The sequence below is a fragment of the Mesorhizobium sp. M0037 genome, assembly GCF_040323635.1.
Classification (GTDB): Bacteria; Pseudomonadota; Alphaproteobacteria; order Rhizobiales; family Rhizobiaceae; genus Mesorhizobium.
In genome coordinates this window covers 1-26,131 of sequence record NZ_JAMYVB010000006.1, presented here as the reverse complement: position 1 = coordinate 26,131, position 26,131 = coordinate 1, and the positions used below count along the sequence as shown (strand labels likewise).

At 64.7% G+C, this 26,131-nt stretch carries 31 protein-coding genes; 20 read left to right on the top strand and 11 right to left on the bottom strand.

Annotation, left to right across the window (positions count from 1 at the left end):
• Positions 1-10 precede the first annotated feature (10 nt).
• Positions 11-877 (bottom strand): non-homologous end joining protein Ku, encoded by an 867-nt coding sequence (ku, locus tag NKJ78_RS11605; protein WP_023681243.1) that lies wholly within the window; start codon positions 875-877, stop codon positions 11-13.
• A gap of 345 nt (positions 878-1,222) precedes the next feature.
• Here ku and NKJ78_RS11600 point away from each other — a divergent pair, with 345 nt between their 5' ends.
• The 3 genes from NKJ78_RS11600 (at position 1,223) to NKJ78_RS11590 (ending at position 2,293) form a co-directional block, all read left to right on the top strand.
• Positions 1,223-1,372 carry a hypothetical protein gene (locus tag NKJ78_RS11600; protein WP_196813601.1) on the top strand — a complete coding sequence of 50 codons (150 nt, stop codon included), beginning with the start codon at positions 1,223-1,225 and terminating at the stop codon, positions 1,370-1,372.
• A gap of 179 nt (positions 1,373-1,551) precedes the next feature.
• Positions 1,552-1,977 carry a thiol-disulfide oxidoreductase DCC family protein gene (locus NKJ78_RS11595; protein WP_352562439.1) on the top strand — a complete coding sequence of 142 codons (426 nt, stop codon included), beginning with the start codon at positions 1,552-1,554 and terminating at the stop codon, positions 1,975-1,977.
• 61 nt (positions 1,978-2,038) lie between these two features.
• Positions 2,039-2,293, top strand: coding sequence for a hypothetical protein (locus NKJ78_RS11590; RefSeq protein ID WP_023749321.1), 255 nt, complete (start codon positions 2,039-2,041; stop codon positions 2,291-2,293).
• Here NKJ78_RS11590 and NKJ78_RS11585 read toward each other — a convergent pair.
• Positions 2,256-2,717, bottom strand: coding sequence for a RidA family protein (locus tag NKJ78_RS11585; RefSeq protein ID WP_352461048.1), 462 nt, complete (start codon positions 2,715-2,717; stop codon positions 2,256-2,258). The two genes, NKJ78_RS11590 and NKJ78_RS11585, sit on opposite strands and share 38 nt — an antisense overlap.
• A gap of 235 nt (positions 2,718-2,952) precedes the next feature.
• On the opposite strand from NKJ78_RS11585, the gene NKJ78_RS11580 reads away from it, so the two are divergent.
• Entirely contained in the window at positions 2,953-3,321 is a 369-nt protein-coding gene (locus NKJ78_RS11580; protein WP_023681239.1) for a YciI family protein, read from the top strand.
• A gap of 7 nt (positions 3,322-3,328) precedes the next feature.
• Positions 3,329-4,573, top strand: coding sequence for an RNA polymerase sigma factor (locus NKJ78_RS11575; protein ID WP_352461049.1), 1,245 nt, complete (start codon positions 3,329-3,331; stop codon positions 4,571-4,573).
• Positions 4,574-4,582: 9 nt separating this feature from the next.
• On the opposite strand, the gene NKJ78_RS11570 is transcribed toward NKJ78_RS11575, so the two are convergent.
• The 3 genes from NKJ78_RS11570 to NKJ78_RS11560 form a co-directional block, all read right to left on the bottom strand.
• Positions 4,583-5,209 (bottom strand): glutathione S-transferase family protein, encoded by a 627-nt coding sequence (locus NKJ78_RS11570; RefSeq protein ID WP_352461050.1) that lies wholly within the window; start codon positions 5,207-5,209, stop codon positions 4,583-4,585.
• A 200-nt stretch (positions 5,210-5,409) separates the two neighbouring features.
• On the bottom strand, positions 5,410-6,384 hold the full coding sequence (cysK, locus tag NKJ78_RS11565; protein WP_023672045.1) for a cysteine synthase A: 975 nt from the start codon (positions 6,382-6,384) through the stop codon (positions 5,410-5,412).
• A gap of 179 nt (positions 6,385-6,563) precedes the next feature.
• Positions 6,564-7,181 carry a LysE family translocator gene (locus NKJ78_RS11560; protein ID WP_023672046.1) on the bottom strand — a complete coding sequence of 206 codons (618 nt, stop codon included), beginning with the start codon at positions 7,179-7,181 and terminating at the stop codon, positions 6,564-6,566.
• Positions 7,182-7,359: 178 nt separating this feature from the next.
• Between NKJ78_RS11560 and NKJ78_RS11555 the strand changes: the two genes are divergently transcribed.
• On the top strand, positions 7,360-8,265 hold the full coding sequence (locus NKJ78_RS11555; protein WP_352461051.1) for a hypothetical protein: 906 nt from the start codon (positions 7,360-7,362) through the stop codon (positions 8,263-8,265).
• A 24-nt stretch (positions 8,266-8,289) separates the two neighbouring features.
• Here the strand turns inward: NKJ78_RS11555 and NKJ78_RS11550 are convergent, their stop codons facing one another.
• The 3 genes from NKJ78_RS11550 to hrcA all read right to left on the bottom strand — a co-directional run bounded on the left by NKJ78_RS11550 (position 8,290) and on the right by hrcA (position 11,071).
• Entirely contained in the window at positions 8,290-9,639 is a 1,350-nt protein-coding gene (locus tag NKJ78_RS11550) for a PQQ-dependent sugar dehydrogenase (RefSeq protein ID WP_352461052.1), read from the bottom strand.
• A 109-nt stretch (positions 9,640-9,748) separates the two neighbouring features.
• A complete protein-coding gene (locus tag NKJ78_RS11545; protein WP_023672050.1) occupies positions 9,749-9,949 on the bottom strand; it encodes a hypothetical protein in 201 nt (66 codons plus the stop codon).
• 36 nt (positions 9,950-9,985) lie between these two features.
• Positions 9,986-11,071: a heat-inducible transcriptional repressor HrcA gene (hrcA, locus tag NKJ78_RS11540; protein ID WP_023681233.1), complete on the bottom strand. Its 1,086-nt coding sequence runs from the start codon at positions 11,069-11,071 to the stop codon at positions 9,986-9,988.
• Positions 11,072-11,226: 155 nt separating this feature from the next.
• Between hrcA and rph the strand changes: the two genes are divergently transcribed.
• From rph to hemW, 4 genes are all read left to right on the top strand, one after another.
• Complete coding sequence (rph, locus tag NKJ78_RS11535; RefSeq protein ID WP_023672052.1) at positions 11,227-11,943, top strand: ribonuclease PH; 717 nt, start codon at positions 11,227-11,229, stop codon at positions 11,941-11,943.
• 190 nt (positions 11,944-12,133) lie between these two features.
• Positions 12,134-12,544, top strand: a complete 411-nt coding sequence (locus NKJ78_RS11530) for a VOC family protein (protein WP_352461053.1) — start codon at positions 12,134-12,136, stop codon at positions 12,542-12,544.
• Positions 12,544-13,191, top strand: a complete 648-nt coding sequence (gene rdgB / locus NKJ78_RS11525; RefSeq protein ID WP_352461054.1) for an RdgB/HAM1 family non-canonical purine NTP pyrophosphatase — start codon at positions 12,544-12,546, stop codon at positions 13,189-13,191. The genes NKJ78_RS11530 and rdgB overlap by 1 nt, the downstream gene beginning before the upstream one ends.
• Positions 13,191-14,348 (top strand): radical SAM family heme chaperone HemW, encoded by a 1,158-nt coding sequence (gene hemW, locus NKJ78_RS11520; RefSeq protein ID WP_352461055.1) that lies wholly within the window; start codon positions 13,191-13,193, stop codon positions 14,346-14,348. The genes rdgB and hemW overlap by 1 nt, the downstream gene beginning before the upstream one ends.
• A gap of 24 nt (positions 14,349-14,372) precedes the next feature.
• Here hemW and NKJ78_RS11515 read toward each other — a convergent pair whose 3' ends face one another.
• Both NKJ78_RS11515 and NKJ78_RS11510 read right to left on the bottom strand, forming a co-directional pair.
• Positions 14,373-14,561, bottom strand: a complete 189-nt coding sequence (locus NKJ78_RS11515; protein ID WP_023672058.1) for a hypothetical protein — start codon at positions 14,559-14,561, stop codon at positions 14,373-14,375.
• 7 nt (positions 14,562-14,568) lie between these two features.
• Positions 14,569-14,754: a hypothetical protein gene (locus NKJ78_RS11510; protein ID WP_352461056.1), complete on the bottom strand. Its 186-nt coding sequence runs from the start codon at positions 14,752-14,754 to the stop codon at positions 14,569-14,571.
• Between the two features lie 173 nt (positions 14,755-14,927).
• Between NKJ78_RS11510 and rsmI the strand changes: the two genes are divergently transcribed.
• Both rsmI and NKJ78_RS11500 read left to right on the top strand, forming a co-directional pair.
• Entirely contained in the window at positions 14,928-15,836 is a 909-nt protein-coding gene (gene rsmI / locus NKJ78_RS11505; RefSeq protein WP_352461057.1) for a 16S rRNA (cytidine(1402)-2'-O)-methyltransferase, read from the top strand.
• Positions 15,829-16,206: a YraN family protein gene (locus NKJ78_RS11500; protein WP_023749682.1), complete on the top strand. Its 378-nt coding sequence runs from the start codon at positions 15,829-15,831 to the stop codon at positions 16,204-16,206. The genes rsmI and NKJ78_RS11500 overlap by 8 nt, the downstream gene beginning before the upstream one ends.
• A gap of 176 nt (positions 16,207-16,382) precedes the next feature.
• Here the strand turns inward: NKJ78_RS11500 and NKJ78_RS11495 are convergent, their stop codons facing one another.
• Positions 16,383-17,189 (bottom strand): undecaprenyl-diphosphate phosphatase, encoded by an 807-nt coding sequence (locus NKJ78_RS11495; protein WP_023681226.1) that lies wholly within the window; start codon positions 17,187-17,189, stop codon positions 16,383-16,385.
• A 171-nt stretch (positions 17,190-17,360) separates the two neighbouring features.
• Between NKJ78_RS11495 and NKJ78_RS11490 the strand changes: the two genes are divergently transcribed.
• The 8 genes from NKJ78_RS11490 to NKJ78_RS11455 all read left to right on the top strand — a co-directional run bounded on the left by NKJ78_RS11490 (position 17,361) and on the right by NKJ78_RS11455 (position 26,004).
• On the top strand, positions 17,361-18,053 hold the full coding sequence (locus tag NKJ78_RS11490) for a glutathione S-transferase family protein (protein ID WP_023681225.1): 693 nt from the start codon (positions 17,361-17,363) through the stop codon (positions 18,051-18,053).
• The gene (queG, locus tag NKJ78_RS11485; RefSeq protein WP_352461058.1) at positions 18,034-19,188 is read left to right on the top strand and encodes a tRNA epoxyqueuosine(34) reductase QueG; all 1,155 of its coding nucleotides are present in this window, start codon (positions 18,034-18,036) and stop codon (positions 19,186-19,188) included. The genes NKJ78_RS11490 and queG overlap by 20 nt, the downstream gene beginning before the upstream one ends.
• Positions 19,185-20,087: an SDR family oxidoreductase gene (locus NKJ78_RS11480; protein WP_352461059.1), complete on the top strand. Its 903-nt coding sequence runs from the start codon at positions 19,185-19,187 to the stop codon at positions 20,085-20,087. Before queG ends, NKJ78_RS11480 begins: the two co-directional genes overlap by 4 nt.
• A 72-nt stretch (positions 20,088-20,159) precedes the next feature.
• Positions 20,160-21,242, top strand: coding sequence for a penicillin-insensitive murein endopeptidase (gene mepA / locus NKJ78_RS11475; protein WP_023740365.1), 1,083 nt, complete (start codon positions 20,160-20,162; stop codon positions 21,240-21,242).
• 136 nt (positions 21,243-21,378) lie between these two features.
• Positions 21,379-22,398: a glucokinase gene (locus NKJ78_RS11470; RefSeq protein WP_023740366.1), complete on the top strand. Its 1,020-nt coding sequence runs from the start codon at positions 21,379-21,381 to the stop codon at positions 22,396-22,398.
• Between the two features lie 280 nt (positions 22,399-22,678).
• Complete coding sequence (locus NKJ78_RS11465; RefSeq protein WP_023681221.1) at positions 22,679-24,538, top strand: ABC transporter ATP-binding protein; 1,860 nt, start codon at positions 22,679-22,681, stop codon at positions 24,536-24,538.
• On the top strand, positions 24,535-25,356 hold the full coding sequence (dapB, locus tag NKJ78_RS11460; RefSeq protein WP_352461060.1) for a 4-hydroxy-tetrahydrodipicolinate reductase: 822 nt from the start codon (positions 24,535-24,537) through the stop codon (positions 25,354-25,356). Before NKJ78_RS11465 ends, dapB begins: the two co-directional genes overlap by 4 nt.
• Positions 25,357-25,383: 27 nt before the next feature.
• Positions 25,384-26,004: a 2,3-bisphosphoglycerate-dependent phosphoglycerate mutase gene (locus NKJ78_RS11455; RefSeq protein WP_352461061.1), complete on the top strand. Its 621-nt coding sequence runs from the start codon at positions 25,384-25,386 to the stop codon at positions 26,002-26,004.
• Positions 26,005-26,131: the final 127 nt, after the last annotated feature.

The window sequence follows — 26,131 nt, the reverse complement described above, 5'->3', positions numbered from 1 at the left end:
GCGCCGACCCTCAAGCCGACTTGCGCTTGGGCGCAGAAGCTTTCGCCTTGCCGCTTTTTGCCGCCGGCTTGGCCTTCTTCGCCGGGCCTTCCGCCTGGCCGCCATCGGACAGGCTCTTCTTCAGCGCGTCGAACAGATTGACGACATTGGACGGCTTGGGCGCGGCCTGCGCTTTCGGAGCCTTCTTGCCGGCCTTCTTGGCGCGGATCAGTTCGAGCAGCGCGTCCTCATACTTGTCCTCGAATGTCGACGGATCGAACTTCCCCTTCTTCTTGTCGATGATGCGTTCGGCCATATCGGTCATCTCCTGGTCGGTCTTCACCGCCTTGATGTCGCCGAAGATGCTCTCCGGCTCCCGCACCGTGTTGCCGTACCGCAAGGTGGTCAGCACCATGCCTTTGCCGCGCGGCTCGATCACCACGGGCCGCTCGCGGCTATAGAGCACGACGCGCGCCAGCCCGGCCATCTTCTTGTCCGCCATGGCATCGCGGATGACGGCAAAGGCTTCCTCCGACACCTTGTCGGCGGGCGTGACATAATAGGGCGTGTCGAGATAGATCTGCTCTATCGAGGCTTTGTCGACGAAGCCGTCCAGCGCCATCGTGTGCGAGGACTCGATCTGCACCGCTTCGATCTCTTCGTCCTCGATATGGACGAACTCACCGGGGCTCACCTCATAGCCCCTGATCTCGTCGCCATCGCCCAGCGGCTTGCCGGTTTCAGAATCGACATAGATGCGCTTGACCGTGTTGCCGGTCTTGCGGTTGAGCACCCGGAACGAAACTTTTTCGGCGTGGGTGACGACGTTGGTCAGTTCGACAGCGCAGGTGACCAGCGACAGTTTCAGATAGCCCTTCCAGGCGGGGCGAGGTGCCATGGCGAACTCCTGCGCGATGCGGTTCAAGCGAGAACGGGCAAGGCCCGTTCCGGTTCCGGGCGCGCAACCAGGGGCATTTCGGCAGCGAGCATGGAAATTTCGAGAGGCTCGCCAAATCTGAAACAGAACCGCGCTCAAGCGACATCCAGACGAAACATATGTGATGCAAAAGTCACAATGCCGGAAATGGCGACGAACCACACCGAAAGACCCCCAAACAGCCGCATTCCGGCCACGAAGCATGGGGTTTTCGACCAAAGATTAACATCGTGTTCACCGACTATTCACGCCTCGACGCTATGATCCCCGCAATCGGACGGGACATCCGAAAATCGGGACAGGGACTTGAGTAAAATGAAATTCTGGGGCCACATCGCCGGCTATGCCGCCGCCATCCGCGAGTTCATCGCGCCGACCTATCGACCGGAGCGCTACTACATGCGCGGCCCGGGTCCGGCCTGCGCCCGTCGCGGCAGCTCGCTCGGCGCGCATTGATCATGACATTCGAAACGCGTCACGACAGCCGGATCTGCAGACCGGAGGCCGATCCCCGCGCAACCACCTATCGCGCCGAGCGCCCCGCGCTGGCCGCGAGAAGCCGTGCGACAACGCCGCGACTTTGATCCCGCTGCCGGCGGGCTTAGTGTCTGAAGACACAAGCTGCCGGACGTCCCGTGACTCCTTCTCCTGAACCCTTCGATGCCAGCCAGCCATTGATCGTTTTCGACGGCGTCTGCGTGCTGTGCTCGGGCTTCGTACGCACGGTGGTCGGGCTCGACCGCAAAAACCGCTTCCGCTTCGCCACGGCGCAGTCGCCCTTCGGCGAGGCGCTGTTCCAGAGATACGGGCTGCGCACCGACAGCTACGAGACCAATCTGGTCCTTGTCGGCGGCGCTCCCTTCATCCGGCTGGACAGTTTCATCGCGGTGATGGCCGAACTCGGCTGGCCGTGGCGGGCGGCGAAGGCCCTGCTGCTCATCCCGCGCCCCTTGCGTGACTGGCTCTACGAACGCATCGCCAAAAACCGCTACGCCATGTTCGGCCGCAAGGACAGTTGCGAGATCCTGTCCGCCGCGATACGTGCGCACGTGATCGGCTAATCACATGTCACCCAAAAGTGACCTCGGTTCCGGGAACGACATACGCAAAAAGAGCGGCGCGATGAGGCTTCTGGTCGTTGGCGGCTATGGCATTTTCGGCGGCCGCATCGTGCAATTGCTGGAGAGCGAGCCACGCCTGATCCTGCTCGTCGCCGGGCGCTCACTGGCCAGAGCCGAGGCCTTGTGCAACGCCCGCACCGGCGCGGCGGCGCAGCTCGTGCCGGCGCGCTTCGATCGCAACGGCGACCTCGCGCAAGGCCGGCCTGTTCGTTCGCGCCTCAGTCCGGCAGCGCCGCGACGGCGACGATCTCGATGACGATGTCTGCCTGGGCAATCGCTGCGACGCCGATTACCTCCGAAGGCGGCGGATTGTTGTCGCTACAATGCTTCGGACAATGCTCGGCGAAAAACGCGTCCAGCACGTCGAGACGAAAATTAGGCGAGCTGAGGACGCCGCCGTCGGGAAATGGCCCTTTGACGAAAAAGGTCAGCCTGATGAGATGGTCGAGCCCGCTGCCAAGTTCTTCCAGATCCGATTTGATGTTGCCGAGAACTTCCCGCCACTGCGCCGCGGCATCGCCGGCGAAGCCGCCACCCTTCTTGCCGGCCGGATCGTAGTCAGCCGATGTCGCGGTGTTGCCGCAGAGATAGACGGTGCCTTTCGCACCGCTGACGACCGTGCCTTTGCCCCATGGCATCAACCGGCCGTTCTTGAATTTCTTGTGGGTCACGAGTTCCATTCTCTTCTCCCATGCCTCGTGTGACGTGCCCGCCAACGACGGAGGATAGTGCTGTGCGGAGCCACGGCCAGTCCGCTGCCGGTCATCCGCCAGCAGACGGAGGAACATCTGGTCCTTGCGAAATCTCCTGGCGGAGGCGAAAGTTTTTTCTGAAGCCCGTCGAAATCGGCCGCCGCCGCGCGACATACGTCTGGCCCCGCTAGGACGCGGCCTTCGAAACCACGGGAGAAGACCCATGCGATACATGCTTTTGATCAACAGCGACGAAGCCGCGCAGGCGAACACGCCAATCGAGAAGGCTCAGCAGATGAGCGCAGCATATGCCGCCTATACCGAAGCGTTGAAGAAATCCGGCGCATGGCTCGCCGGCGAACGGTTGCGCCCGACCCAGGCGACCACCTCGGTGCGGATCACAGACGGCAAGACCAACGTGATCGACGGCCCCTATGCCGACACCAAGGAGCAGCTTGCCGGCTTCTACATGATCGAGGCGGCCGATATCGATACCGCCATCGACTGGGCGGCGCGCTGTCCGGCGGCGAGCGCCGGCACGGTCGAGTTGCGGCCGATCTGGGAAATGGCCGACTACATGCCCAAGAAATGACACCGTGATGGACAATCGCCCGGAGATCGCGCGGGCGGCGGCCGAAGCGGCCGCCCGGCAGAGTTACGGCAAGCTGGTCGCCTGGCTAGCGGCGCGCACCCGCGACGTGGCCGGCGCCGAGGACGCGCTGGCCGAGGCCTTCGCCGCGGCGCTGGAGCGCTGGCCACAGACCGGCGTGCCCGACAAGCCGGAAGCATGGCTGCTGGCCGTGGCGCGCCGGCGGCGCGTCGACGCGGTGCGCCGTCGGCTGACCAGCGAGGCGAGCCGCGACCATCTCAAGCTGATGGCCGAGGAGATGGAGGCGAGCATGGAAGACGAAGACCTTCCCGACGAACGTCTCAGGTTGATGTTTGCCTGTGCGCATCCGGCGATCGAAGCCAGCGTGCGGGCGCCGCTGATCCTGCAGACCATTCTGGGTTTCGACGCGGCGACGATCGCCTCGGCCTTCCTGGTTTCGCCGGCGACGATGGGCCAGCGTCTGGTGCGCGCCAAGAGCCGCATCCGCGAGATCGGCATTCCGTTCCGCGTGCCGGATCGCGCCGAACTCGGCGAGCGGCTGGGAACGGTGCTGGAAGCGATCTACGCGGCTTTCGCCGAAGGCTGGACCGACCCGGCAGGGACCGAGACGAGTGCGCGCAATCTGGCGACCGAAGGCATCTGGCTCGGGCGGCTGGTGGCATCGCTGATGCCGGACGAACCGGAAGCGCTCGGCCTGCTGGTGCTGATGCTGTTTGCCGAGGCGCGCCGCCCGGCGCGGCGCGATGCGGCTGGAGATTATGTGCCGCTCGCCGAACAGGATTGCCGTCTTTGGGATCACGCGCTGATCGACGAAGCCGAGGCGCTGCTGGGCCACGCCGCCACCATGGGCGTCATCGGCCGCTACCAGCTCGAAGCGGCGGTACAATCGGTGCATGCGACGCGGCGACGGACCGGCCAAACCGATTGGGCGGCGATCCGTAACTTCTACGATGCGCTGTCGGCGATATCAGGCTCGCCGGTGATTTCGATCAACCGCGCCGTGGCGATTGCCGAGGGCGAAGGGGCGGCGGCAGGACTGGCGGCGCTCTACGTGCTGGGCGACGACAAGCGGCTCAACGACTACCAGCCCTACTGGGCCGCCCGCGCCGGCCTGCTGGCCAGGCTCGGCAATGCGGCGCAAGCGGTCGAAGCCTATGACCGGGCGATCGGCCTTGAACGCGACCCCGCCGTGCGCCGCTTCCTGCAGGCGAAACGGGCGATCCTGCGAAATTGAAGCGTCCGTTCAGGCCGGCCACATCTCATGCGCGGTGTTGAGCCGTTTTATCAGCGGATGCGCGCGCAGCGCCGACCATAAGCGTTCGATGTTCGGCCAGTCGGCCCGCGCCTTGTCCATATCGGGGTGCCAGGCCACCAGCATGACGAGGTAGATGTCGGCCAGCGACATCGCGTCGCCGACCAGCCAGCCGCGCCCCTCGAGGGCTGCATCGACAATGGCGAAGCCGCGGTCCATCTCGGCAATGGCTGCCTGCTTGACGGCTTTCTTGCCGTCGGCATCGGTGGTGTAGCGATGGGCATAGTAGAGGCGCAGGATGGCGGGGTAGAGCACCGATGACATGAACGCCATCCAGCACAGGAAACCGGCGCGATCCGGCGATCCGGCGGCCGGCGCCAGACCCGCCTCCGGATGGCGCTCGGCAAGCAGGATGCAAATCGCCGCCGATTCGGTTATCGATTGACCGTTGGGCAAGGTCAGCACCGGAACCTGGTTCAACGGGCTGATGTCGAGGAAAGCCGGGTCCGGCGGATCCTTCTTGGGCACATCGATCTGGTCGAATTGCGCGTTTGCCAGCGCCAATGCGGCCTCGACGACGAAACCGCCACTGCCTGGGCGCGTGTAAAGCTTGTACATGTGATTCTCCCCCTGCCCGCGCGAAGCAGGCCGGGGCGATTTGACCCTGAAGCCGCCTCCCGCTCAAGCCGATGGCGGACGCCACAGCCGGGTTTTCTGCGGTCCAGCCATGAGACTTCCGATGTCGGAGGGACAGCACCCCCCGATGCCCGGCAGGGCAGAGGGGGGTGCGAAGGATCGCCGCCTATCCAGTTAAGACGTTAAGCCCCCAGCCCGTCGAACAGGATCGTCGACAGATAGCGCTCGGCGAAGGACGGGATGATCACCACTAGGTTCTTGCCCTTGTTCTCCGGCCGCGACCCGACGGCGATGGCGGCCTGCAGGGCAGCGCCCGAAGAGATGCCGACCGGCACGCCTTCAAGGCGGGCGACGAGGCGGGCGTTGGCGACCGAATCCTCGTTGGAGACCTTGACGATCTCGTCATAGATCGAGGTGTCGAGGATCTTGGGCGCAAAGCCGGCGCCGATGCCCTGGATCTTGTGCGGGCCGGGCTGGCCGCCCGACAGCACCGGCGAGGCCTCCGGCTCGACGGCGACGACATGCACCGAGGGCTTGCGTTGCTTCAGCACCTGGCCGACGCCGGTGATCGTGCCGCCGGTACCGATGCCGGCGACGAAGATGTCGACCCCGCCATCGGTGTCGTTCCAGATCTCCTCGGCGGTGGTGCGGCGGTGGATCTCCGGATTGGCCGGGTTTTCGAACTGCTGCGGGATGACGGCGTCAGGCAGGGTGGCGGCCAGTTCGTCAGCCTTGGCGATGGCGCCCTTCATGCCTTTCGGCCCTTCCGTCAGCACCAGTTCGGCGCCGAGCAGCGCCAGCATCTTGCGGCGCTCCACCGACATGGTTTCGGGCATGGTCAGGATCAGCTTGTAGCCCTTGGCGGCGGCGGCGAAGGCGAGCGCGATGCCGGTATTCCCCGAGGTCGGCTCGATCAGCGTCGTCTTGCCGGGTTTGATCCGGCCCGACGCTTCCAGCGCCTCGATCATGGAAACGCCGATGCGGTCCTTGACCGAGGCGATCGGATTGAAGAATTCGAGCTTGGCAAGAAGGTTGGCAACGACGCCCTTCTCCTTGGCGAACTTGTCGAGCCGCACCAGCGGCGTGTCGCCGATCGTCTCGGTGATCGAGTTGTAGACACGGCCGCGGCCGGGCACGCGCGCGGAAGGCTTGTTCATTGGTTTCGCTCCCAAATCAGATCAGGCAATTGGCGTCGGCGGACAGAATAAGGCTTTCGTCCGCGCAAGATAGGCTGCCGGCCGAAAATATCGAGTGGGCCGCTTGCTGAAAACGCTTGTCTCCTCAAGCCGCATTTTCAGGATGGACCGATCGGCGGAATGGATGGGCCTGAACCGATCTACTGACGTGCGGCAATGGCAGCGGCCGCGCCCACCATGAAGCCGGCGGCGGTGCGGTTCAGCGCCTTCAGCGCGCGTGGCGATTTCAGGAACCAGCGCGCCTTGGCGGCCAGCGCAAGATAGGGCACCAGCACCACAAAGAGCACGATAACGGTGAGCGCGACCAGGATGCCGTAGTCGGCGAGCGTGATGGTCTTCAGGTCGACGATGGTCGGCGTGATGGCGAGGTAGAAGATCATCGTTTTCGGGTTGCCCAGCGTGACGGTGAGGCCGGCAAGGAAGCTCGATACCAGGCCGCCCTTGCCTTTCCTGGCCTCGACAGTCTCGGGCGTGATCCCGGCCGTCCAGAAACGCCAGCCGAGGAAGGCGAGATAGGAGACGCCCAGCCATTTGATGGCGAGAAACACCATGCCGAAGCTTTGCGCGACAAAGGCAAGGCCGAGCACCACTGCGGTGAGATAAATGAGGTCGCCGAGCATCAGGCCGAACGACATCGCCAGCGATGAGCGGAAGCCGGATCCGAGCGCCCGCGCCACAAGCGCGGTGACGCCGGGGCCGGGAATGGCGGCGGCGATGCCCAGCGCAGCACTATAGGCAAGGAAGCCGGTGAGGGTCATGACGGTCGCACCTCGTGAAACGACTCTGATGCCATGAAAGCCTGCAACGGCAAAACGGATTCGATTGCGCCAACCAGGACATGAAAGCCGGTCATCATCGCCTGAAAGCGAGAGATGGTTCACTTACGCCCCGAAGGCGGTCGGCTATCTCGCATGGCTCCGAACGGCAGGAGCACCCATGTTAGCCAAAAGACTTCACATCCAGCTCATGAAGTGGATGCCCAACAACTATTCCGAAGCACGCGGTCACGTCCACGAGCTGGAATGTTATCTGTGGTTCGAGGGGCGTCAGGCTTTCAGCCTGTTCGACAAGGGCGATAGCGATGTCGTTCCGCAGACTGGATATTTTACCGACAGCCGGGACCCTGGCGCTCACCCCATTCGTCCGATGATCTATCCGCTGGTCGTCAACAACCGGTTCAAGGTGCGACTGGTGGCGATCGAGCGTGACGGACCGCAAAAGATAGACCCCGACGACACCGCCAAAGGCGAATTCTACATCGACCTCGACACCAAATATCCGCCGGTCTCCGACTGGCGCATCATCGCTGCCGATCCGCGCAACACCGACCTCAACGTGGAAGCGTCGTTCCAGCTGCAATGGCTGGACTATGTCGATACCGCCGAGATTGCCGAGGATGGCCCGCCACGCATCATCGACAAGTCCAACTATCCCTATCCCTGGGGCGCCAATGTGATGGTGTTCGAGCACTGGCTCGGGCTTGGCCGCAAGGCGCCGCTCAAACTCATCGACCCGAACCGCGCTTCGCGCCGCGAATACTGGATGATCAATGGCAATGCGGCCCGGCGCCTGGTGCAGGACCTCTATCGCTTCAACGTCAACCAGCTTGGCGTCGCCAACGACACCATCAGCAGTGTTTACGTGCCGAAGCTCAATGCCGGCCACGTCACGGTGACGCTTTACGAACACGATTTCAGCGACGGCCGCTTCGCGCAAGGGGCGAAGAAGTCCTTCGGCTCGGTCGGCCTCTTCAATCTCAGGGATACCGGTTTCGATGACCGCGTCTCATCGGCCGAGGTGATCCATACCTATCCCAAGGTGATCCATCGGGACGTGCATTAGGGCCGGATTGCGCTGTTCGCCGGCTCAGGATGGGCCATCGACATGGGTGATGCGCCAGATGGTGCCGTTGCCATCCTCGGTTACGATAAGCGCACCGTCCCTGGCCACCGCGACGCCGACCGGCCGGCCCCAGACGGCGTCGTCGGAGAGGACGAAGCCGGTGATGAAATCCTGGTACTCGCCGGTCGGCTTGCCGTCGCTGAATCTCAGCCGCACCACCTTGTAGCCGGTCCTCATACCACGGTTCCAGGAGCCGTGCAGGGCGACGAAGGCGTCACCCTTGTACTCTGCCGGGAAATTGCCGCCGTCATAGAACGCGATGTTGAGCGGCGCCGAATGCGCCTGCATCAGCACGTCGGGCACGGTGACCGAGCCGGCGAGGTCTGGGCGCGCGCCCTCGTGACGCGGGTCCTCGTTGGCGCCGATATAATACCAGGGCCAGCCATAGAAGGCGCCGTCCTTGACGGAGGTGGCATATTCGAACGGCACATCGTCGCCGAGACCGTCGCGCTCGTTGACGACACACCACACCGCGCCGGTCGCCGGCTGCACGGTCATGCCCGAACAATTGCGCAGGCCGGTAGCGAGGATGCGGCCATTCTTGCCGTCGGGGCCGAAGGCCAGCACGTCGGCACGGCCATCCTCGGAACCCCAGGTGGCGCCGAGTGGCTGTGATTTTGCCCAGGCGTCAACGCCGCTATTCGGTGCCTTCCCCATGCCCTCCGCGACGTTAGATCCGGAGCCGACCGAGAGATACAGCGTCTTCCCGTCCGGCGAGAAGGCGATATCGCGGGTCCAGTGGCCGCCGGTAGGGATGTCGGAGACAATCGTCTCCGGTTCGCCGGAGGCTTTAAGGTCGCCGTCGCGATAGGCGTAGCGGACCACGCTGTCATTGTTGGCGACGTAGACCCATTGCGGCTTGTCGCCAGGCGGGTAGAAGGCGATGCCATAGGGCTGGTTGAGATTGTCGGCAAAAATGCCCTCTTCGGCCGGCTTCGCGCTACCCTTGGCCAGCCGATAGACGCGGATCTGGTTGGCGTCACTGTCGGCGACGAACAGGTCGCCGTTCGGCGCCACGCGCACGACCCGCGGATTGGAAATGCCGGAAGCAACCAGTTCGGCCGAAAACCCAGGCAGCAGGACGGGCTTCGCGCCCTCGGGCCGATCGCCAAGGCCGGCGCTGTTGGAGGCGGATTCGGTGATGTTGGGCTTTTGCAGATCATCCGGCTTGATCAGCCGGCGCACACCTGGCTTGTCGGCCGTCCAGTCGCCGAAAGCGTCTTTGCCGGTCAGCAGCGGTTGATCGGCCTCCTGGGCGAAGGCGCTGGTGGCCAGAAGCAGGGCAAGGCCTGCCAAGCCGGCAATCCGGATCATGCTGTTCTCCTCGAACTCGCGCCGGTCGGCGCGCCATGCACAAGGGAGATATTGTGCGGCCGCCGCAAAAGAGAAGCGTGCGCGCGCGCAGATTCGACGAGAGAACCGCTCAACTTTCCTCTTCGACGTCGAGATCGTCGTCGAGACGCTTTTCCAATGCGACGAGATCTTCCGGCAGCGGCAAGCCCATGGCGCGCATTTCGCGCAGTTTTTCGCGCAGCTGCTCCTGGATTTCGTGCTCGTCCTCCGGCTGGTTGACCATTTCTTCGAGCAGCATGCTGATCTGGGCCTTGAACGATTCAAGCGCCATTCTGCGCCCTCCTTTACGGTGATCCCGGCTTCGGAATTATCTTAACATCCGGGTAATCAATTGCGCAGTGTAGTCGACCATAGGCACGATGCGGGCATAATTCAGCCTGGTCGGGCCGATGACGCCGAGCGCGCCGACGACGCGGGCGTCCTTGTCGCGGTAAGGCGCCACGACCAGCGACGAGCCGGAGAGCGAGAACAGCTTGTTTTCCGAGCCGATGAAGATCCGCACGCCGGGGCCGTCCTCGGCGAGGTCGAGCAGCTGGATCAGCCCGTCCTGCGTCTCCAGATCCTCGAACAGGTGGCGCAGCAATTCGATATCGGCCTGGGCGGTGACGTTTTCGAGCAAATTGGCGCGGCCGCGCACGATAAGGCGCGCCGGCAGGCCGCTATCGGCGCCGGCCCACACCGCCAGGCCTTTCTCGACCAGATCCTGCGACAGCGTGTCCAGCGCTGCCCTGGTCTCGTCCTTGATGCGGGCGATCTCGATGCGCGCCTCGGCGAGCGTGCGGCCCCTGATATGGGCGTTGAGGAAGTTGGAGGCCTCGTGCAGCTGCGAGACGGTGATGCCGGCCGGCAGGTCGACGACGCGGTTCTCGACATCGCCATTCTGCGACACCATCACCGCCAGCGCCTTGGTCGGCTCGAGCTGGATGAACTCGATGTGCTTCAGCGCCACCTCGTTCTTGGTGGCGAGCACTAGGCCGGCGCCGCGCGACATGCCCGACAGCATCTGGCTGGCCTCGGTCAGCATGTGTTCCAGCGTCGCGCCCGAGCCGGAGGCGCGCACCTGCGCCTCGATGACCCGGCGTTCCTCGTCGGAGAGATCGCCAAGCTCCATGAAGGCATCGACGAAGAAGCGCAGGCCGGTCTGGGTCGGCAGGCGCCCGGCCGAGATGTGCGGGGCATAGATCAGGCCGAGATGCTCGAGGTCGCTCATCACGTTGCGGATGGTGGCCGGCGACAGCGACGACGGCAGGATGCGCGACAGGCTGCGCGATCCCACAGGCTCACCGTCCTTCAGATAGGATTCGACGATGCGCCTAAAAATGTCGCGCGAACGCATGTCGAGCGATTGCAGCGCGGGCGCCAGCAGACTGGGTTCGGTGACTGCCTTGGTCATTCGAGCCAAAAACCTCCGGCTCAAGGATATAGACTTCCATCGCCCCCGCGCAACCCGGCGTCTGTGCCAGATCGCCCGGCCTTTTCCTTTGCGCCATGGGCTGCATGCGTCTACAAGCCGCCGACGCAACCGTAAAAGAACAGAAAGAGGCCTCGATGCGCCCTTCTAAACGCCAAGCCGACGAAATGCGCGCCATCTCGTTCGAGCGCGGCGTCTCCAAACACGCCGAAGGCTCGTGCCTGGTGAAATTCGGCGACACGCATGTGTTGTGTACGGCAAGCCTGGAGGAAAAGGTGCCAGGCTGGATGCGCAATTCCGGCAAGGGCTGGGTGACGGCGGAATACGGCATGCTGCCGCGTTCGACCGGCGAGCGCATGCGCCGTGAAGCCTCGGCCGGCAAGCAAGGCGGCCGCACGCTGGAAATCCAGCGGCTGATCGGCCGCTCCTTGCGCGCCGTTGTCGACCTGCAGGCACTGGGCGAACAGCAGATCACCGTCGACTGCGACGTCATCCAGGCCGATGGCGGCACCCGCACGGCCTCGATCACCGGCGGCTGGGTGGCGCTCTACGATTGCCTGCGCTGGATGGAAGCGCGGCAGATGGCCAGTGTTGCCAAGGTACTGAAGGACCATGTCGCGGCAATTTCCTGCGGCATCCATGACGGCCAGCCGGTCATCGACCTCGACTATATCGAGGATTCATCTGCCGGCACCGACGCCAATTTCGTCATGACCGGCAAGGGCGGCATCGTCGAGATCCAGGGCACCGCCGAGGGCGAGCCGTTCTCGGAAGGGCAGTTCGCGGAGCTGATGGGCCTGGCAAAGAAGGGCATTCAGCGGCTGGTGAGCTTGCAGCAGATGGCTGTGGCCTGATTGAATTTAACGTGATGACGTCGGCGATCCTTCACACCCCCCTCTGGCCTGCCGGCCATCTCCCCCGCAAGGGGGGAGATCAGAGGTCGCTACCGTTTTCGCCAACCATCAACGTTGAGACGCCGCCAGCGGAACTGCCAATCTCCCCCCTTGCGGGGGAGATGCCCGGCAGGGCAGAGGGGGGTGCCTCGTGACTCCCTCCGCGATTCTGGAATCGGCACTTTACGTCACTGATTTGCCGGCTGCCGAGACCTTCTACTCCGATGTCCTCGGCCTCCCTCTCCTCGGCAAGGTCGACGGCCGCCATCTCTTCTTCCGCTGCGGCCCGGGCGTGCTGCTGGTCTTCAATGCCGAAGCCACCAGAATCCCGCCGGCGCCCGATGCGCGGCTGAAAGTGCCGCCACATGGCACGGTCGGCGAGGGCCATCTCTGCTTTGCCGCAAGTGCGGATGAACTCGCACAGTGGAAGGCGCAACTTGAGGCGAAAAACATCGCCATCGAAAGCGAATTCGAATGGCCGCAGGGCGGGCGCTCGATCTACATACGCGACCCCTCGGGCAATTCGATCGAATTCGCCGAGCCAAGGATCTGGGGCCTTTGATGCATTCTCTCGATGGAAAGAAGATCGTCGTTGCCAGCCACAATGAAGGCAAGCTGCGCGAATTCGCCGATTTGATGGGTCCGTTCGGCTTCGAGGCGAAGTCGGCCAAGGACTACGGCCTGCCGGAACCGGAGGAGACCGGCACCACCTTCGAGGAAAACGCCTACATCAAGGCCTTCGCCGCGGCTAAGGCGACCGGCCTGCCGGCGCTGTCGGACGATTCGGGCCTGTGCGTCGACGCGCTCGACGGCGCCCCCGGCGTCTACACCGCCAATTGGGCCGAAGCTCCCGATGGCAGCCGCGACTTCGGGATGGCCATGCAGCGCACCGAAGTGGCCTTGCAGGAGGTCGGCGCCGCCAAGCCAGCGCAGCGCAAGGGGCGGTTCGTCGCCGTCATCTGCCTGGCCTTCCCCAATGGCGAGGCTGAATATTATCGCGGCGAAGCTGAGGGAACGCTGGTGTGGCCGCGGCGCGGCGAACTGGGCTTCGGCTACGACCCGGTGTTTTTGCCCGACGGTTTCGACAAGACGTTCGGCGAGATGAGCGCTGAGGAAAAACACGGCTGGAAGCCCGGTCAGCCGACGGCGCTGTCGCACCGCGCCCGCGCCTTCCAGAAATTCGCCCGCGCCAGGTTAGGCTCAGCTTAATGTCGCTGGACCGCAGCCCGGGCTTCGGGGTCTACATCCATTGGCCGTTCTGCGCGGCCAAATGCCCGTATTGCGACTTCAACAGCCATGTCCGTCACCAGCCGGTCGACCAGGAGCGCTTTGCCCGCGCCTTCGAGACCGAGCTGAAGACCATGAGCGAGCGGACCGGGCCGCGCGAAGTGACCAGTATCTTTCTCGGCGGCGGCACACCGTCGCTGATGCAGCCGCAGACGGTGGCGTCGGTGCTGGAGGCCGTGGCGAAGAACTGGACGGTGCCCGACGGCATCGAGGTGACGCTGGAAGCCAATCCGTCCTCGGTCGAGGCCGAGCGATTTCGCGGCTACCGCGCCGCCGGCGTCAACCGTGTGTCGCTCGGCGTGCAGGCGCTGAACGACAAGGATCTGCGCTTCCTCGGCCGGCTGCACAATGTCGACGAGGCGCTGCATGCAATTGGCCTGGCACGGGACATATTCCCAAGACTTTCCTTCGACCTGATCTACGCCCGCCCCGGCCAGACGCTGGACGACTGGCAGGCGGAGCTCGAACAGGCGATCGGCCATGCCGCCGACCATCTGTCGCTCTACCAGCTGACCATCGAGGAAGGCACGCCGTTCCATGCCCTTCATGCGGCGAAGAAATTCATCATCCCCGATAATGACCGGGCCGCCGATCTCTATGCGCTGACGCAGGAGATCACCGCAGCGCATGGCCTGCCGGCCTATGAGATTTCCAACCACGCCAGGCCGGGCGCCGAGAGCCGGCACAATCTGACCTATTGGCGCTATGGCGAATATGTCGGCGTCGGACCGGGCGCGCATGGCCGCTTTATCGAGAACGGCCACCGCACCGTGACGATCGCCGAGCGGATGCCGGAGACCTGGGCCAATCTGGTGGAGGCCAGGGGCCATGGCGTCACCGGCGGCGAGATCCTGACGCGCTCCGAAGAGGCCGACGAGTTCCTGCTGATGGGGCTGAGGTTGGCCGAAGGCATCGACCTTTCCCGCTACGAGGCGTTTTCCGGGCGCGGCCTGTCGAGCGCCCGGCTGACCGTGCTGCAGGATGAGGGGCTGGTGGCGCCGATCGGCAATGCCAGGCTACGCGCCACGCCAGCCGGCATGATCGTGCTCGATGCCGTGGTGGCGGATTTGGCGCGATAACGCCTTTGAAAAACGTGCTCTTCGTCAAGCGTCGTGCTTGAAGCGGCGCTTGCCGCGGTGTTTCTCGGCATGCGCCTCTCCGGTCCGGGCCGGCTTGGCGTCGCTCTTGTCCCGGCGGACGCTGTTCTGGTCGTTCATCGGATGCGGCGGCGCGCCTTCGCGGGCGCTCTTCGTTTCAAGACGGGTGATGAAGATATCGAAACGATTGGGCATCGTACGGTCAGTGCTCCGTCGTGCTGTCCGGTTTGTTGTCCGAAAGCCTGACATTCGTCGGCAAGGCGGTGGCCGCCCGACTGGCCAGGCCGGGGTCGCTTTCGGCGAGCCTACGCTTGCCCTTTCGCGCAGTGAAGCGCTTGCGCTCGGCATAATAGGGCTCGAAAACGTCCTGCAATTCCAGACTGTCCATCCTGTCCTCCTCCTCAAGAGACTCAGGTATTCAATCCGCCAGCCACGCTTTCGTTCCCCACTGTGGCAAAGACATGGCCGCCGGGTTACATCGGCGTCAGGTTTGGCTCGACGTTCGGGAGTTTTGCAACCCGGCGCAGGCCGTGCCAAACAGGGCGAAATGGAGAGACCCCGGTGACCGGCGAGAAGCGCAGCTATGTGATCGGGCAGACCGAGATCGCGGTCCGGTCGCTGGCGCCGGCGCTGTATCTGGTGGCGACGCCGATCGGCAACCTCTCCGACATCACGCTGCGCGCGCTGGAGACGCTGGCCGCCGCCGACATCGTCGCCTGCGAGGACACTCGCGTCTCGCGCGTGTTGCTCGATCGCTACGGCATCCGGCGGCGCACCACCGCTTATCACGAGCACAACGCCGGCGAGGCCGGGCCGAAGCTGATCGCGGCACTCGAGGCCGGGCAGAGCGTGGCGCTGATTTCGGATGCCGGCACGCCGCTGATCTCCGACCCAGGCTACCGGCTGGTCGGCGAAGCGCTGGAGCGCGGCCTGCGCGTGGTGCCGATCCCCGGCCCATCGGCGCCGCTGGCGGCGCTGACCGCGTCGGGCCTGCCGTCCGACGCCTTCCTGTTTGCCGGGTTTCTGCCGGTGAAATCAGGGCAGCGGATGACAAAGCTGGAAACGTTCAGGGCGGTGCCGGCAACGCTGATCTTCTTCGAGTCGCCACGCCGGCTGGCCGAAACGCTGGTTGCGATGGTCGAGGCGCTGGGTGGTGGGCGCAAGGCCGCCATCGGCCGCGAGCTGACCAAGACTTTTGAAGAGATGCGGACGGGAACGCTGCAGGCGCTGGCCGACCACTATGCGGCGGCTGACACGCCGAAGGGCGAGATCGTCATCTGCGTCGGGCCCGCCGAGATCAAGGCCGACCAACCCGCCGACATCGACAGGCTGCTGCTGTCGCTGGCCGCCGAAATGCCGGCGTCCAAGGCGGCGGCGGAAGCGGCGAAGATGACAGGCGGGCAGAAGCAGTCGCTCTACCGCCGGCTGCTGGAACTCAGGGATGCGGTTGGAGAAGGCGAAGGTGGCTGAGCGCCCGGCCGCCAGCCGCCAAAAAGCCTATCGGCGCGGCCATCGCGGCGAGTGGCTGGCGGCAGCGGCGCTGATGCTGAAAGGTTATCGCATCCTCGCCCGCCGGCATCGCACCCGCTTCGGCGAGATCGACCTGATCGCCAGGCGCGGCGACCTGGTGCTGTTCGTCGAGGTCAAGGCGCGGCGCACGCTGATGGAAGCGATGGAGGCGATCGGCCACGAATCGGAGCGCCGCATCGAAGGCGCCGCCGACATCTGGCTGTCGCGGCAGCCGGACTACGGCAGATTGTCGATGCGCTTCGACATGGTGGCGGTGCTGCCCTGGCGCTGGCCGGTGCATGTCGAGAACGCGTTTTTTGGGAGGAGTTAGCGGCCTTTACCCTCCCCCTTGTGGGGAGGGTCGGTGAGCAAGCGACGCGACGAGTCTTTGGCGAAACGGGGCGGGGGTGTGGCGCCCCCACCCCGATCCGCTTTGCGGATCGACTGACCGGGCCGAGCCGCCTGTCTCGCCCGTCCTTCGGACCCCCACAAGGGGGAGAGTAAAGCTCACCCCCAGATCATCAACGCCACCAGCCCGACGCCACCCACGACCAGGCGCCACCAGCCGAACAGCGAATAGCCGTTGCGCGAGACGTAATCGAGCAGGAAGCGCACGACGATCAGCGCGGTAACGAAGGCGGCGACGAAGCCGATGGCGATGATCGGCAGATCGGCGCTGCTCAGCACGTTGCGGTTCTTGAACAGATCGAAGGCGAAGGCGCCGACCATGGTCGGGATGGCGAGGAAGAAGGAGAATTCCGCCGCCGCGCGCTTGTCGACGCCCAGCAGCAGCGCGCCGACGATGGTCGAACCGGAGCGCGACGTGCCGGGGATCAGCGACAGGCACTGGAACAGGCCGATCTGCAGGTAAAGCCTTGTCGGGAAGCGCTCGACGTCACGGTAGACCGGCTGCAGCTTCATGCGGTCGACGACCAAGAGCACGACGCCGCCGATGATCAGCATGATGCAGATCAGCCTTGGCGATTCGAACAGCACCGTCTTGATGAAATCATGCGCCAGCGCGCCGATGATGGCGGCCGGCAGGAAGGCAATCAGGATGCCGAGGACGAAATGCCGCGTCAGCCGGTCATGCGGCAGGTCGAGCAGCATCTGCCACAGGCGGCGGAAATAGACGCTGAGGATCGCCAGGATGGCGCCCAGCTGGATCAGGATCTCAAAGGCCTTGCCGGTGGAATGGAAGCCGAGGAAATGGCCGGCGAGCAGGATATGGCCGGTCGAGGAGACCGGGATGAACTCGGTCAGCCCCTCCAGCAGGCCGAGCAGCAGGGCTTCGACAATGGTATGGCTATCCATATGGCAACCTCGGCATTCAAGGGACGGAAGGAAACGGCGGGCAAAAGGGCTTGCTTGTCACGGCGCGGAAGTCCCCCTATAGGTCGCAGCACCGTGACGGCCGCATGACGGGCCGCCAAGACTTACCGGTGCGGACGGCGATTCGCCAGTGCGCCTTAATATCGCGGAATCATGCTGACGCTTTTCCATCACCCGATGTTCGCCACCTGCCGCTTCGTGCGCCTCGCCTTCGGCGAATATGGCGAGGAGCTGGCGCTGATCGAGGAAAAGCCGTGGACGCGGCGCAAGGAGTTTCTGGCGCTGAACCCGGCCGGCACCTTGCCTATCCTGCTGGCCGAGGGCGACGTGCCGATCGTCGGCGCCATGGTGATCGCTGAATATCTCGACGAAACGCGCGGTGTCCTAAAGCGCGACAAGCGCCTGTTTGCGGAAGACCCGATGCAGCGCGCCGAAATCCGCCGCCTGACCGACTGGTATCTCAACAAGGCCGAGAGCGAAGTGACCCGACATCTGGTGCGCGAGCGCGTGCTGAAGCCGGTGATGCCGGAAACGGCGGGCGGCGGTTCCCCCGATTCGGCGGCAATCCGCGCGGCGCGCGCCAACATTCGCCAGCACATGAAGTACACCAACTGGCTGGCCGGCACCCGTCATTGGCTGGCCGGCAGCAAGGTCACCTATGCCGACTTGGCGGCGGCCGCGACGCTGTCGGTGCTGGATTATCTCGGCGAGATCGATTGGCGCGAGCATGCCGCGGCGCGCGAATGGTACACGCGGGTGAAATCGCGGCCGTCGTTCCGGCCGCTGCTCACAGACCGAGTGCGCGGCCTGTCGCCGGTGTCGCATTATGCGGACCTCGACTTCTAGAAGCCAAACCCTGCGCGCGCTAGTCGACGCCGAGGCGCGGCGCGCCGGCTTCGATGCGGTTGCCGTCACCACGCCCGATGCGATCCCGCTGGCGCCAGCCAGATTGGCCGAATTCGTCGCCGATGGTTTTCACGGTTCGATGGCGTGGATTGCGGCGACGCTTCAACGCCGCAGCGAGCCTTCGACGCTGTGGCCCGAGGTGCGCTCGATCATCGTGCTGGCAATGAATTACGGCCCCGACCACGATCCGCGTGCGCTGCAGGCAAGGCGCGATCTCGGCGCGATCTCGGTCTATGCGCAAAACCGCGACTATCACGAGGTGATGAAGGGCCGGCTGAAGGAGATCGCCGGCAAGATCGTCGCGCGGGCCGGCGGCGACGTGAAGGTTTTCGTCGATACGGCGCCCGTGATGGAAAAGCCGCTGGCTGAGGCCGCCGGGCTCGGCTGGCAAGGCAAGCACACCAACCTGGTCAGCCGCGAGCACGGCTCCTGGCTGTTTCTCGGCACCATCTTCACCACGGCTGAGCTCACGCCCGATGCGACCGAGGTAGACCATTGCGGGTCCTGCCGCGCCTGTCTCGACGCCTGCCCGACCGACGCCTTTCCGGCGCCCTACCGGCTCGATGCCCGGCGCTGCATCTCCTACCTGACCATCGAGAACAAGGGGCCCATCCCGCAAGAATTCCGCGAAAAGATCGGCAACCGCGTCTATGGCTGCGACGATTGTCTCGCCGCCTGCCCGTGGAACAAGTTTGCCCGCGCCGCTTCGGAAGCCAAGCTTGCTGCCCGCGACGAACTGCGCGAGCCGCCGCTCGGCGAGCTGTTGCAGCTGGACGACACGGCGTTCCGGTCTTTCTTCTCGGGCTCGCCGATCAAGCGCATCGGCCGCGATCGTTTTGTCCGCAACGTGCTGGTTGCGGCCGGCAATTCCGGCGATACTTTGCTGGCTGACCCTGTCCGCACCCTCCTTGGCGACGCCTCGCCGCTGGTGCGCGGCGCGGCGATCTGGGCGCTGGCGCGGCTGGTGACGGCCGCCGAATTCAACGGGCAGGCGGCGATCTACTTGAAAACCGAAACCGACACGACAGTGCAGGACGAATGGCTGTCCGCATTGCCAATTGAGGCGCACGCATGAGCGAAAAACAGGTTTTTATCTTCGGCGCCGGCTATTCGGGCAAAGCCTTTGCACGGGCCAATGCGGAGGCGATTACGATCTTCGGCACCACGCGCTCGGCCGAGAAATTCGAGGCATTGCGTCAGGCCGGCATCGCGCCGCTGCTGTTTCACGGCGCCCTGACACCTGAAATCGGCGAAACGCTGGAGACCACCACCCATCTTGTCATCTCCGTAGCCCCGGAGGAGGCCGGCGACCCTGTGCTTCTCGCCGCGCGCAAGGCGATCGAGGCGATGCCGGCGCTTCGCTGGATCGGCTATCTTTCGACCGTCGGCGTCTATGGCAATTATGACGGCGCCTGGGTCGATGAAACGGCCGAGTGCCGGCCGGTGTCGAAACGCTCGTCGATGCGAGTGGCGGCCGAGCGAGACTGGCTGCAGCTTGGCCTCGATACCGGCAAGCCGGTGGCGATCCTGCGGCTTTCCGGCATTTACGGGCAAGGACGCAACGCGCTGGTCAATCTGGAAAACGGCACGGCGCGGCGGCTGGTCAAGCCCGGCCAGGTGTTCAACCGCATCCATTGCGACGACATCGCCGGCGCGCTCTGGCACCTCATCGGTGGCAATAGAGGCGGCATTTTCAACGTCACCGATGACGAGCCGGCGCCGCCGCAGGATGTCGTCACCTATGCCGCCGGCCTGATGGGCATTGAGCCGCCGCTGGAAATTCCTTTTGAGACCGCCCAACTTTCGCCTATGGCGCGGTCCTTCTATGGCGAGAACAAGCGCGTCGCCAACGCCGCGATCAAGGCAGCGGGCTACCGGTTCCGCTATCCGGACTACCGCCAGGCGTTCGACCGAATGTGGGCCGACGGCAGCTGGCGCGACGGCGAGCCGCGCAGCCCGATGAACGGCGGATAATCGAAACGCGAGCCCGAGCGTGATATGATTCGGTGTCGCCGACTTTTGCAGCGGGGGTTCATGACGATTTCAATGCGATCCTTAACCGGCAGACGGCCGTTCCTGACGGCGGCGCTGGCGATCGTGGCGCTGGCCGGGCTGGTGGCGGGCGCAATCACGGCCGAGCCACGGGCAAAAGACCTGTTCGGCGCCAAGAAGCTGCCGGCGGTGGCTGCGGCGCAATCCTTCGGCTTCTATTCAAAGGGCTGCTTCACCGGCGGCGTCGCCATTCCGATGGACGGCCAGAACTGGGAGGTGATGCGTCCCTCGCGCAACCGGCGCTGGGGTCATCCAACGATGATCGCGCTGATCGAGAAGCTGTCGCGCGATGCCGCCGCCGACGGCTGGCCGGGGCTTCTGATCGGCGACATTTCGCAGCCGCGCGGCGGCCCGATGCTGACCGGGCACGCCTCGCACCAGATCGGCCTCGACGCCGACATCTGGCTGACGCCGATGCCCGACCGCAAGCTTACGACCCAGGAGCGCGAAAACATCAGCGCCACGCTGATGGTCGACGACAAGACGCATCTGGTGAAGGACAGGCTGTGGAAGCCGATACATACCAAGCTGTTGAAGCGCGCCGCGAGCTATCCGGAAGTCGAGCGCATCCTGGTCAATCCCGGGATCAAGAAGAAGCTGTGCGACACCGTCACCGGCGACCGTACCTGGCTGAGAAAAATCCGGCCGTTCTGGGGCCATGACTATCATTTCCACATCCGCATCGGCTGCCAGCCGGGCTCGCCCAACTGCAAGGGGCAGGAAGCGACGCCCGACGACGACGGCTGCGGCAAGCCGCTGGCCTGGTGGTTTACCGAGGAGCCGTGGCGGCCCAACAAGAACCCGGACGCGCCCAAGGCGCGCGACCTGATGACGATGGCGAACCTGCCGAAACAATGCCAGTTCGTGCTCGACCAGCCCGATGCCGACTCGGCCGAAGCCGTCACCTATCGCGGCGGCGGCGTGCCGATGGCCGCCAGGGCGCCGGAACCCGACGCGCCTCCGCCTATTGCGGGCAATGCGGGCGGCTTGCCTGGCGCAGCCAACGCCTTCACCGCCACGCCGGAGATCGGCATTCCCCTGCCGAGGCGACGGCCGCCGGCAAACGTCGGACAGTGATGGCGAACTGACGCTTTCCCTTTCCGGGGCCATGCGCTAGTCAATCGATTGAACACCGGGCGATTGAACACCGGGCGATTGAACACCGGGCGATTGAAACGGTCGCAACGGCGCCGCAAAGGGGACGAGCAAGAGCATGTCAGGCGACGACGACACCGCGTTGCGGTTTCCAGTGCTGATCGGCGACATCGGCGGCACCAATGCGCGCTTTTCGATCGTGCTCGACGCAAATTCGGAAGCCGGTGAGCCGCATATCGTGCAAACCGCCAATTTCGCCACCATAGACGAGGCGATCCAGGCGGCGGTGCTCGACCGGTCGTCCATCCGGCCGAATTCGGCAGTGCTGGCCATCGCCGGGCCGGTCGATGGCGACGAGATCCCGCTTACCAACTGTCCCTGGGTGGTGAAGCCGAAGCAGATGTTTGCCAATCTGGGCCTGGGCGACATCGTCGTGCTCAACGATTTCGAGGCGCAGGCGCTGGCCGTCGTGGCGCTCGGCGAAGAGCATATGGAAAAGATCGGCGGCGGCGCGCCGGAGGAGAATGCCGGGCGTGTCGTGCTCGGTCCCGGCACCGGCCTCGGCGTCGCTGGGTTGGTTCATGCCCTCCACCACTGGATACCGGTGCCTGGCGAAGGCGGCCATATGGATATCGGTCCGCGGACGCCGCGCGATTTCGAGGTGTTCCCGCATATCGAAAAGCTGGACGGCCGCATTTCGGGCGAGCAGATCCTGTGCGGGCGCGGTCTGGTCAATGTCTACCGGGCGGTCGCCAAGGCCGACGGTAAGCCGGCGCCGTTCGCCACGCCGGCCGAAATCACCGGGGCGGCTCTGGCCAAGACCGATGCGGTCGCCGAGGAAGCGCTGGCGCTGTTCGTCACCTGCCTCGGCCGCACCGCCGGCGATCTCGCACTGGTGTTCATGAGCCGCGGCGGCGTGTTCTTGACCGGCGGCATCGCGCAAAAGATCGTTCCGGCACTGAAGGAGGGCAATTTCCGCGCCGCCTTCGAGGACAAGGCGCCGCACAGCGCGCTGATGGCCTCGATGCCGGTCTATGTCATCACCCACCCGCTGGCGGCGCTTCTGGGCCTTGCCGCCTATGCCCGCAACCCGTCGCTGTTCGGCGTCCAGACCGCGGGGCGGCGCTGGCGGGCATGATCCATTTCGTCCCGAAAACGGGTCTTTTCCTGGAAATGGCTGCCGCTTTCGTGACCCTAACCTCGGGCCGCGATGAAGTTTCGCCATAGGCAAGCCGTAGCCGGGGCGCTAAGAGGGGGCCGAATTCCAGCCTGGCATCCCTAGAGCCGGATGATTTCAGATCGAATCGACCTGAAATCTGAATCCGGCTCTAAATCAAAGAGATAGAGCATGATGTCGTCCGAAAACCGCTTCACACTTCTCGGCATCATGCTCTAGCAAACCACGAAGCGCCCGCGATTTGACCGCTCAAAGTCCACTCAAACTGAAAGTCCAGCCAGCTGAGGTCACTGCGGTGCTGCGCCGCATCCTGGCCGAAAACGGTAGTGAATATCGCTGGACCTATGTCGTTGCCGTCGGCTGCCTGCTGATTGTTTCCGCCACCACCGCCTTCACGGCGTGGATCATGGCCCCGATGATCAACGAGATCTTCTACGAACGACGCGGCGACATGATCGTCTGGATCTGCGCCGGGTTCATGGCCGCCTCCGTGCTGCGCGGCTTCGCCGGTTACGGCCAGGCGGTCGCGTTGGCCAAGATCGGCAACAATCTGGTCGCCCGCTACCAGAAGCGCAGCTTCGACCACCTGATGAAGCTCGGCGTCGACTTCTTCAACGATACGCGTTCCGGTCGGCTGGCGGCACAGGTCAACGAGAATGTCGGGGGCGTTCGCGATCTGCTATCGCTGACGCTGACCTCCATCAGCCGCGACGCGGTCTCGCTGATCGCCCTCGTCGGCGTCATGATCTACCAGGATCCGGTGTTGTCGCTCAGCTCGCTGCTGATCGGGCCGCCGCTGATCTGGGCCGTCGTCTACATCACCCGCCGATTGCGGCGCATCAACCGGGAATCGGTGCTGATCAACTCGCGGCTGAACGGGTCCGTGCAGGAGGCCACCCAAGGCATTGCCATCGTCAAGGCCTTCACTCTGGAAGCCGAGCTGGCGCGCCGGATCGGCATCATGGCCGATACGGCCGAGCAGCGTAACAACAAGATCGCCCGGGTCGCGGAGCGGCTGTCGCCGATTTCCGAGATTTTGGGCGGTCTCGCCATTACCTCCGTCCTTGCCTATTCCGGCTACCGGGCGCTGGTGCTCGGACAACCACCAGGCGCTGTGTTTTCCTTCATCACCGCGCTGATCATGGCCTACGATCCGGCACGGCGCCTGGCTCGTACGCAGGTCGGTATGGAACGTGCCCTGGTCAACGCCCGGATGATTTACGAGCTGCTCGACCTGGAGCCTAAACAGGGCGATGCGCCCGACGCGGTCGAAGCCAGGATCACCACCGGCGAGGTTCGCTTCGACAATGTGACGTTCGGCTACAGCGCCGACATGCCGGTGATCAGGAACCTGAGTTTCACCGCCGCGGCCGGCAAGGTTACGGCGGTGGTCGGGGCCTCGGGCGCCGGCAAGACGACGCTCGTGGCGCTGCTGCAGCGCTTCTACGATGTCGACAAGGGTTCGATCGAGATCGATGGTCAGGACATTTCCAAAGTCACCAAGCACTCGCTGCGCGGCTCGATCGCCTATGTCTCGCAGGCCCCCTATCTGTTCGAAGGCAGCATACGCGACAACATCCGTTTTGGCCGACTTTCGGCGACCGACGCCGAGATCGAGCGGGCGGCGGTGCTGGCGGCGGCCGACGAGTTCATCCGTCAGCAGCCGCAGGGTTACGACACGCCCGTCGGCGAGGGCGGCTCGACACTTTCCGGCGGCCAGCGCCAGCGCGTCTCGATTGCGCGGGCGATCGTGCGCAACGCGCCGATCCTTTTGCTCGACGAAGCGACCTCGGCGCTCGACAACGAGGCCGAGGCGCGCGTCCAGGAGGCGTTGACCCATGTGATGGAAGGGCGCACCACCATCGTGATAGCGCATCGCCTGTCGACGGTCGTCAACGCCGACCACATTATCGTGCTTGAAGAGGGGCGCCTGGTCGAGGAAGGCACCCATGCCGCACTGATGGCCGATCCAAACAGTGTCTACGCCCGCTTCCACCGCATTCAAGGCAAGAACGGACTGGGGCTTGTCGACGACTCGAAGCCCGTCCAAACTCCGGTCCGGCGCAGCCGCGCCAAGAAGGCGGTGGGGAGAACAGCATGAGCGAATCCAGCGAAATGGGCCTGGTGGTGGTGGGGGCGGCCGGCCGCATGGGCCAGACGCTGATCCGCGCCATCCATTCGATCCCCGGCGCCCGCGTCGTCGGCGCGGTCGAACGAACCGGATCGCCCTATCTCGGCAGGGATGCGGGCGAGCTTGCCGGCATCGGCATCATCAATGTGACGATCGGCGACGATCCGCTGCCGGTGTTCGCCAAGGCCGACGGCGTGCTCGATTTCACCATGCCGGCAGCCACCGTCGAATTCGCAGGCTATGCCGCGCAGGCACGCATTGCCCATGTCATCGGCACCACCGGCTGCTCGGCGGAAGACGACGCCAGGATCGAGGCCGCGGCGCGCCACGCGACGATCGTCAAATCCGGCAATATGAGCCTCGGCGTCAATCTTCTGGCGGTGCTGGTCGAGCAGGCCGCGCGCGCGCTCGGTCCAGAGGATTTCGACATCGAGATCCTCGAAATGCACCACAAGCACAAGGTCGACGCGCCCTCGGGCACCGCCTTGCTGCTCGGCGAAGCGGCGGCGGCGGGACGCGGCATTTCCCTTGCCGGCAAAGATGTGCGGTCACGCGACGGCCATACCGGCGTGCGCAAGCCAGGAACCATCGGCTTTGCCAGCTTGCGCGGCGGCTCGGTGGTCGGCGACCACAGCGTCATCCTGGCCGGAACCGGCGAGCGCATCACGCTGTCGCACCATGCCGAGGACCGCGCCATCTTTGCCCGCGGCGCCGTCAAGGCCGCGCTCTGGGCGCGCGGTAAAAAGCCCGGACTTTATTCCATGCGGGACGTGCTCGGCTTGAGCTAAACTATCCATAATTTGGAAGGAGCAAACATGTCGGGAACTCTCGTGCTCGTGCGCCACGGCCAGAGCGAATGGAACCTGAAGAACCTGTTCACCGGCTGGCGCGATGTCGACCTTACCGAGCAGGGCCACAAGGAGGCCAAGGAAGCCGGCCAGAAGCTCAAGGCACGCGGCTTGAAATTCGACATTGCCTTCACCTCGGCGCTGATCCGGGCGCAGAAGACCTGCCAGCACATTCTCGACGCGGTCGGCCAGAGCGATTTGAAGACGATCCGCGACCAGGCGCTGAACGAGCGCAACTATGGCGATCTCTCCGGCCTCAACAAGGACGACGCGCGCCAGAAGTGGGGCGAGGAGCAGGTGCACATCTGGCGCCGCTCCTACGACGTGCCGCCGCCCGGCGGCGAAAGCCTGAAGGACACCGGCGCCCGCGTCTGGCCCTATTACCTGCACGACATGCAGTCGCATGTTCTGAAAGGCGGCACCGTGCTGGTCGCCGCGCATGGCAATTCGCTGCGCGCACTGATCATGGCGCTGGACGGCAAGAGCGGCGAGGAGATCGTCAAGCTCGAGCTCGGCACCGGCGTGCCGGTGATCTACGAGCTCAACGCCGATTCCACTGTGGCGTCGAAGGACGTGCTGGAGGGGTGAGGTTTTCGGCCAACTCATTCGCCGAGTCGGCGCTGCCCCTCATTGAACCGGATACATAGGTGACACTTCTCTCCCCCTATGCGTCCGCCGCAGCGCCAAGCGGATTGGTTGGCGCGGCGCTGCGGCG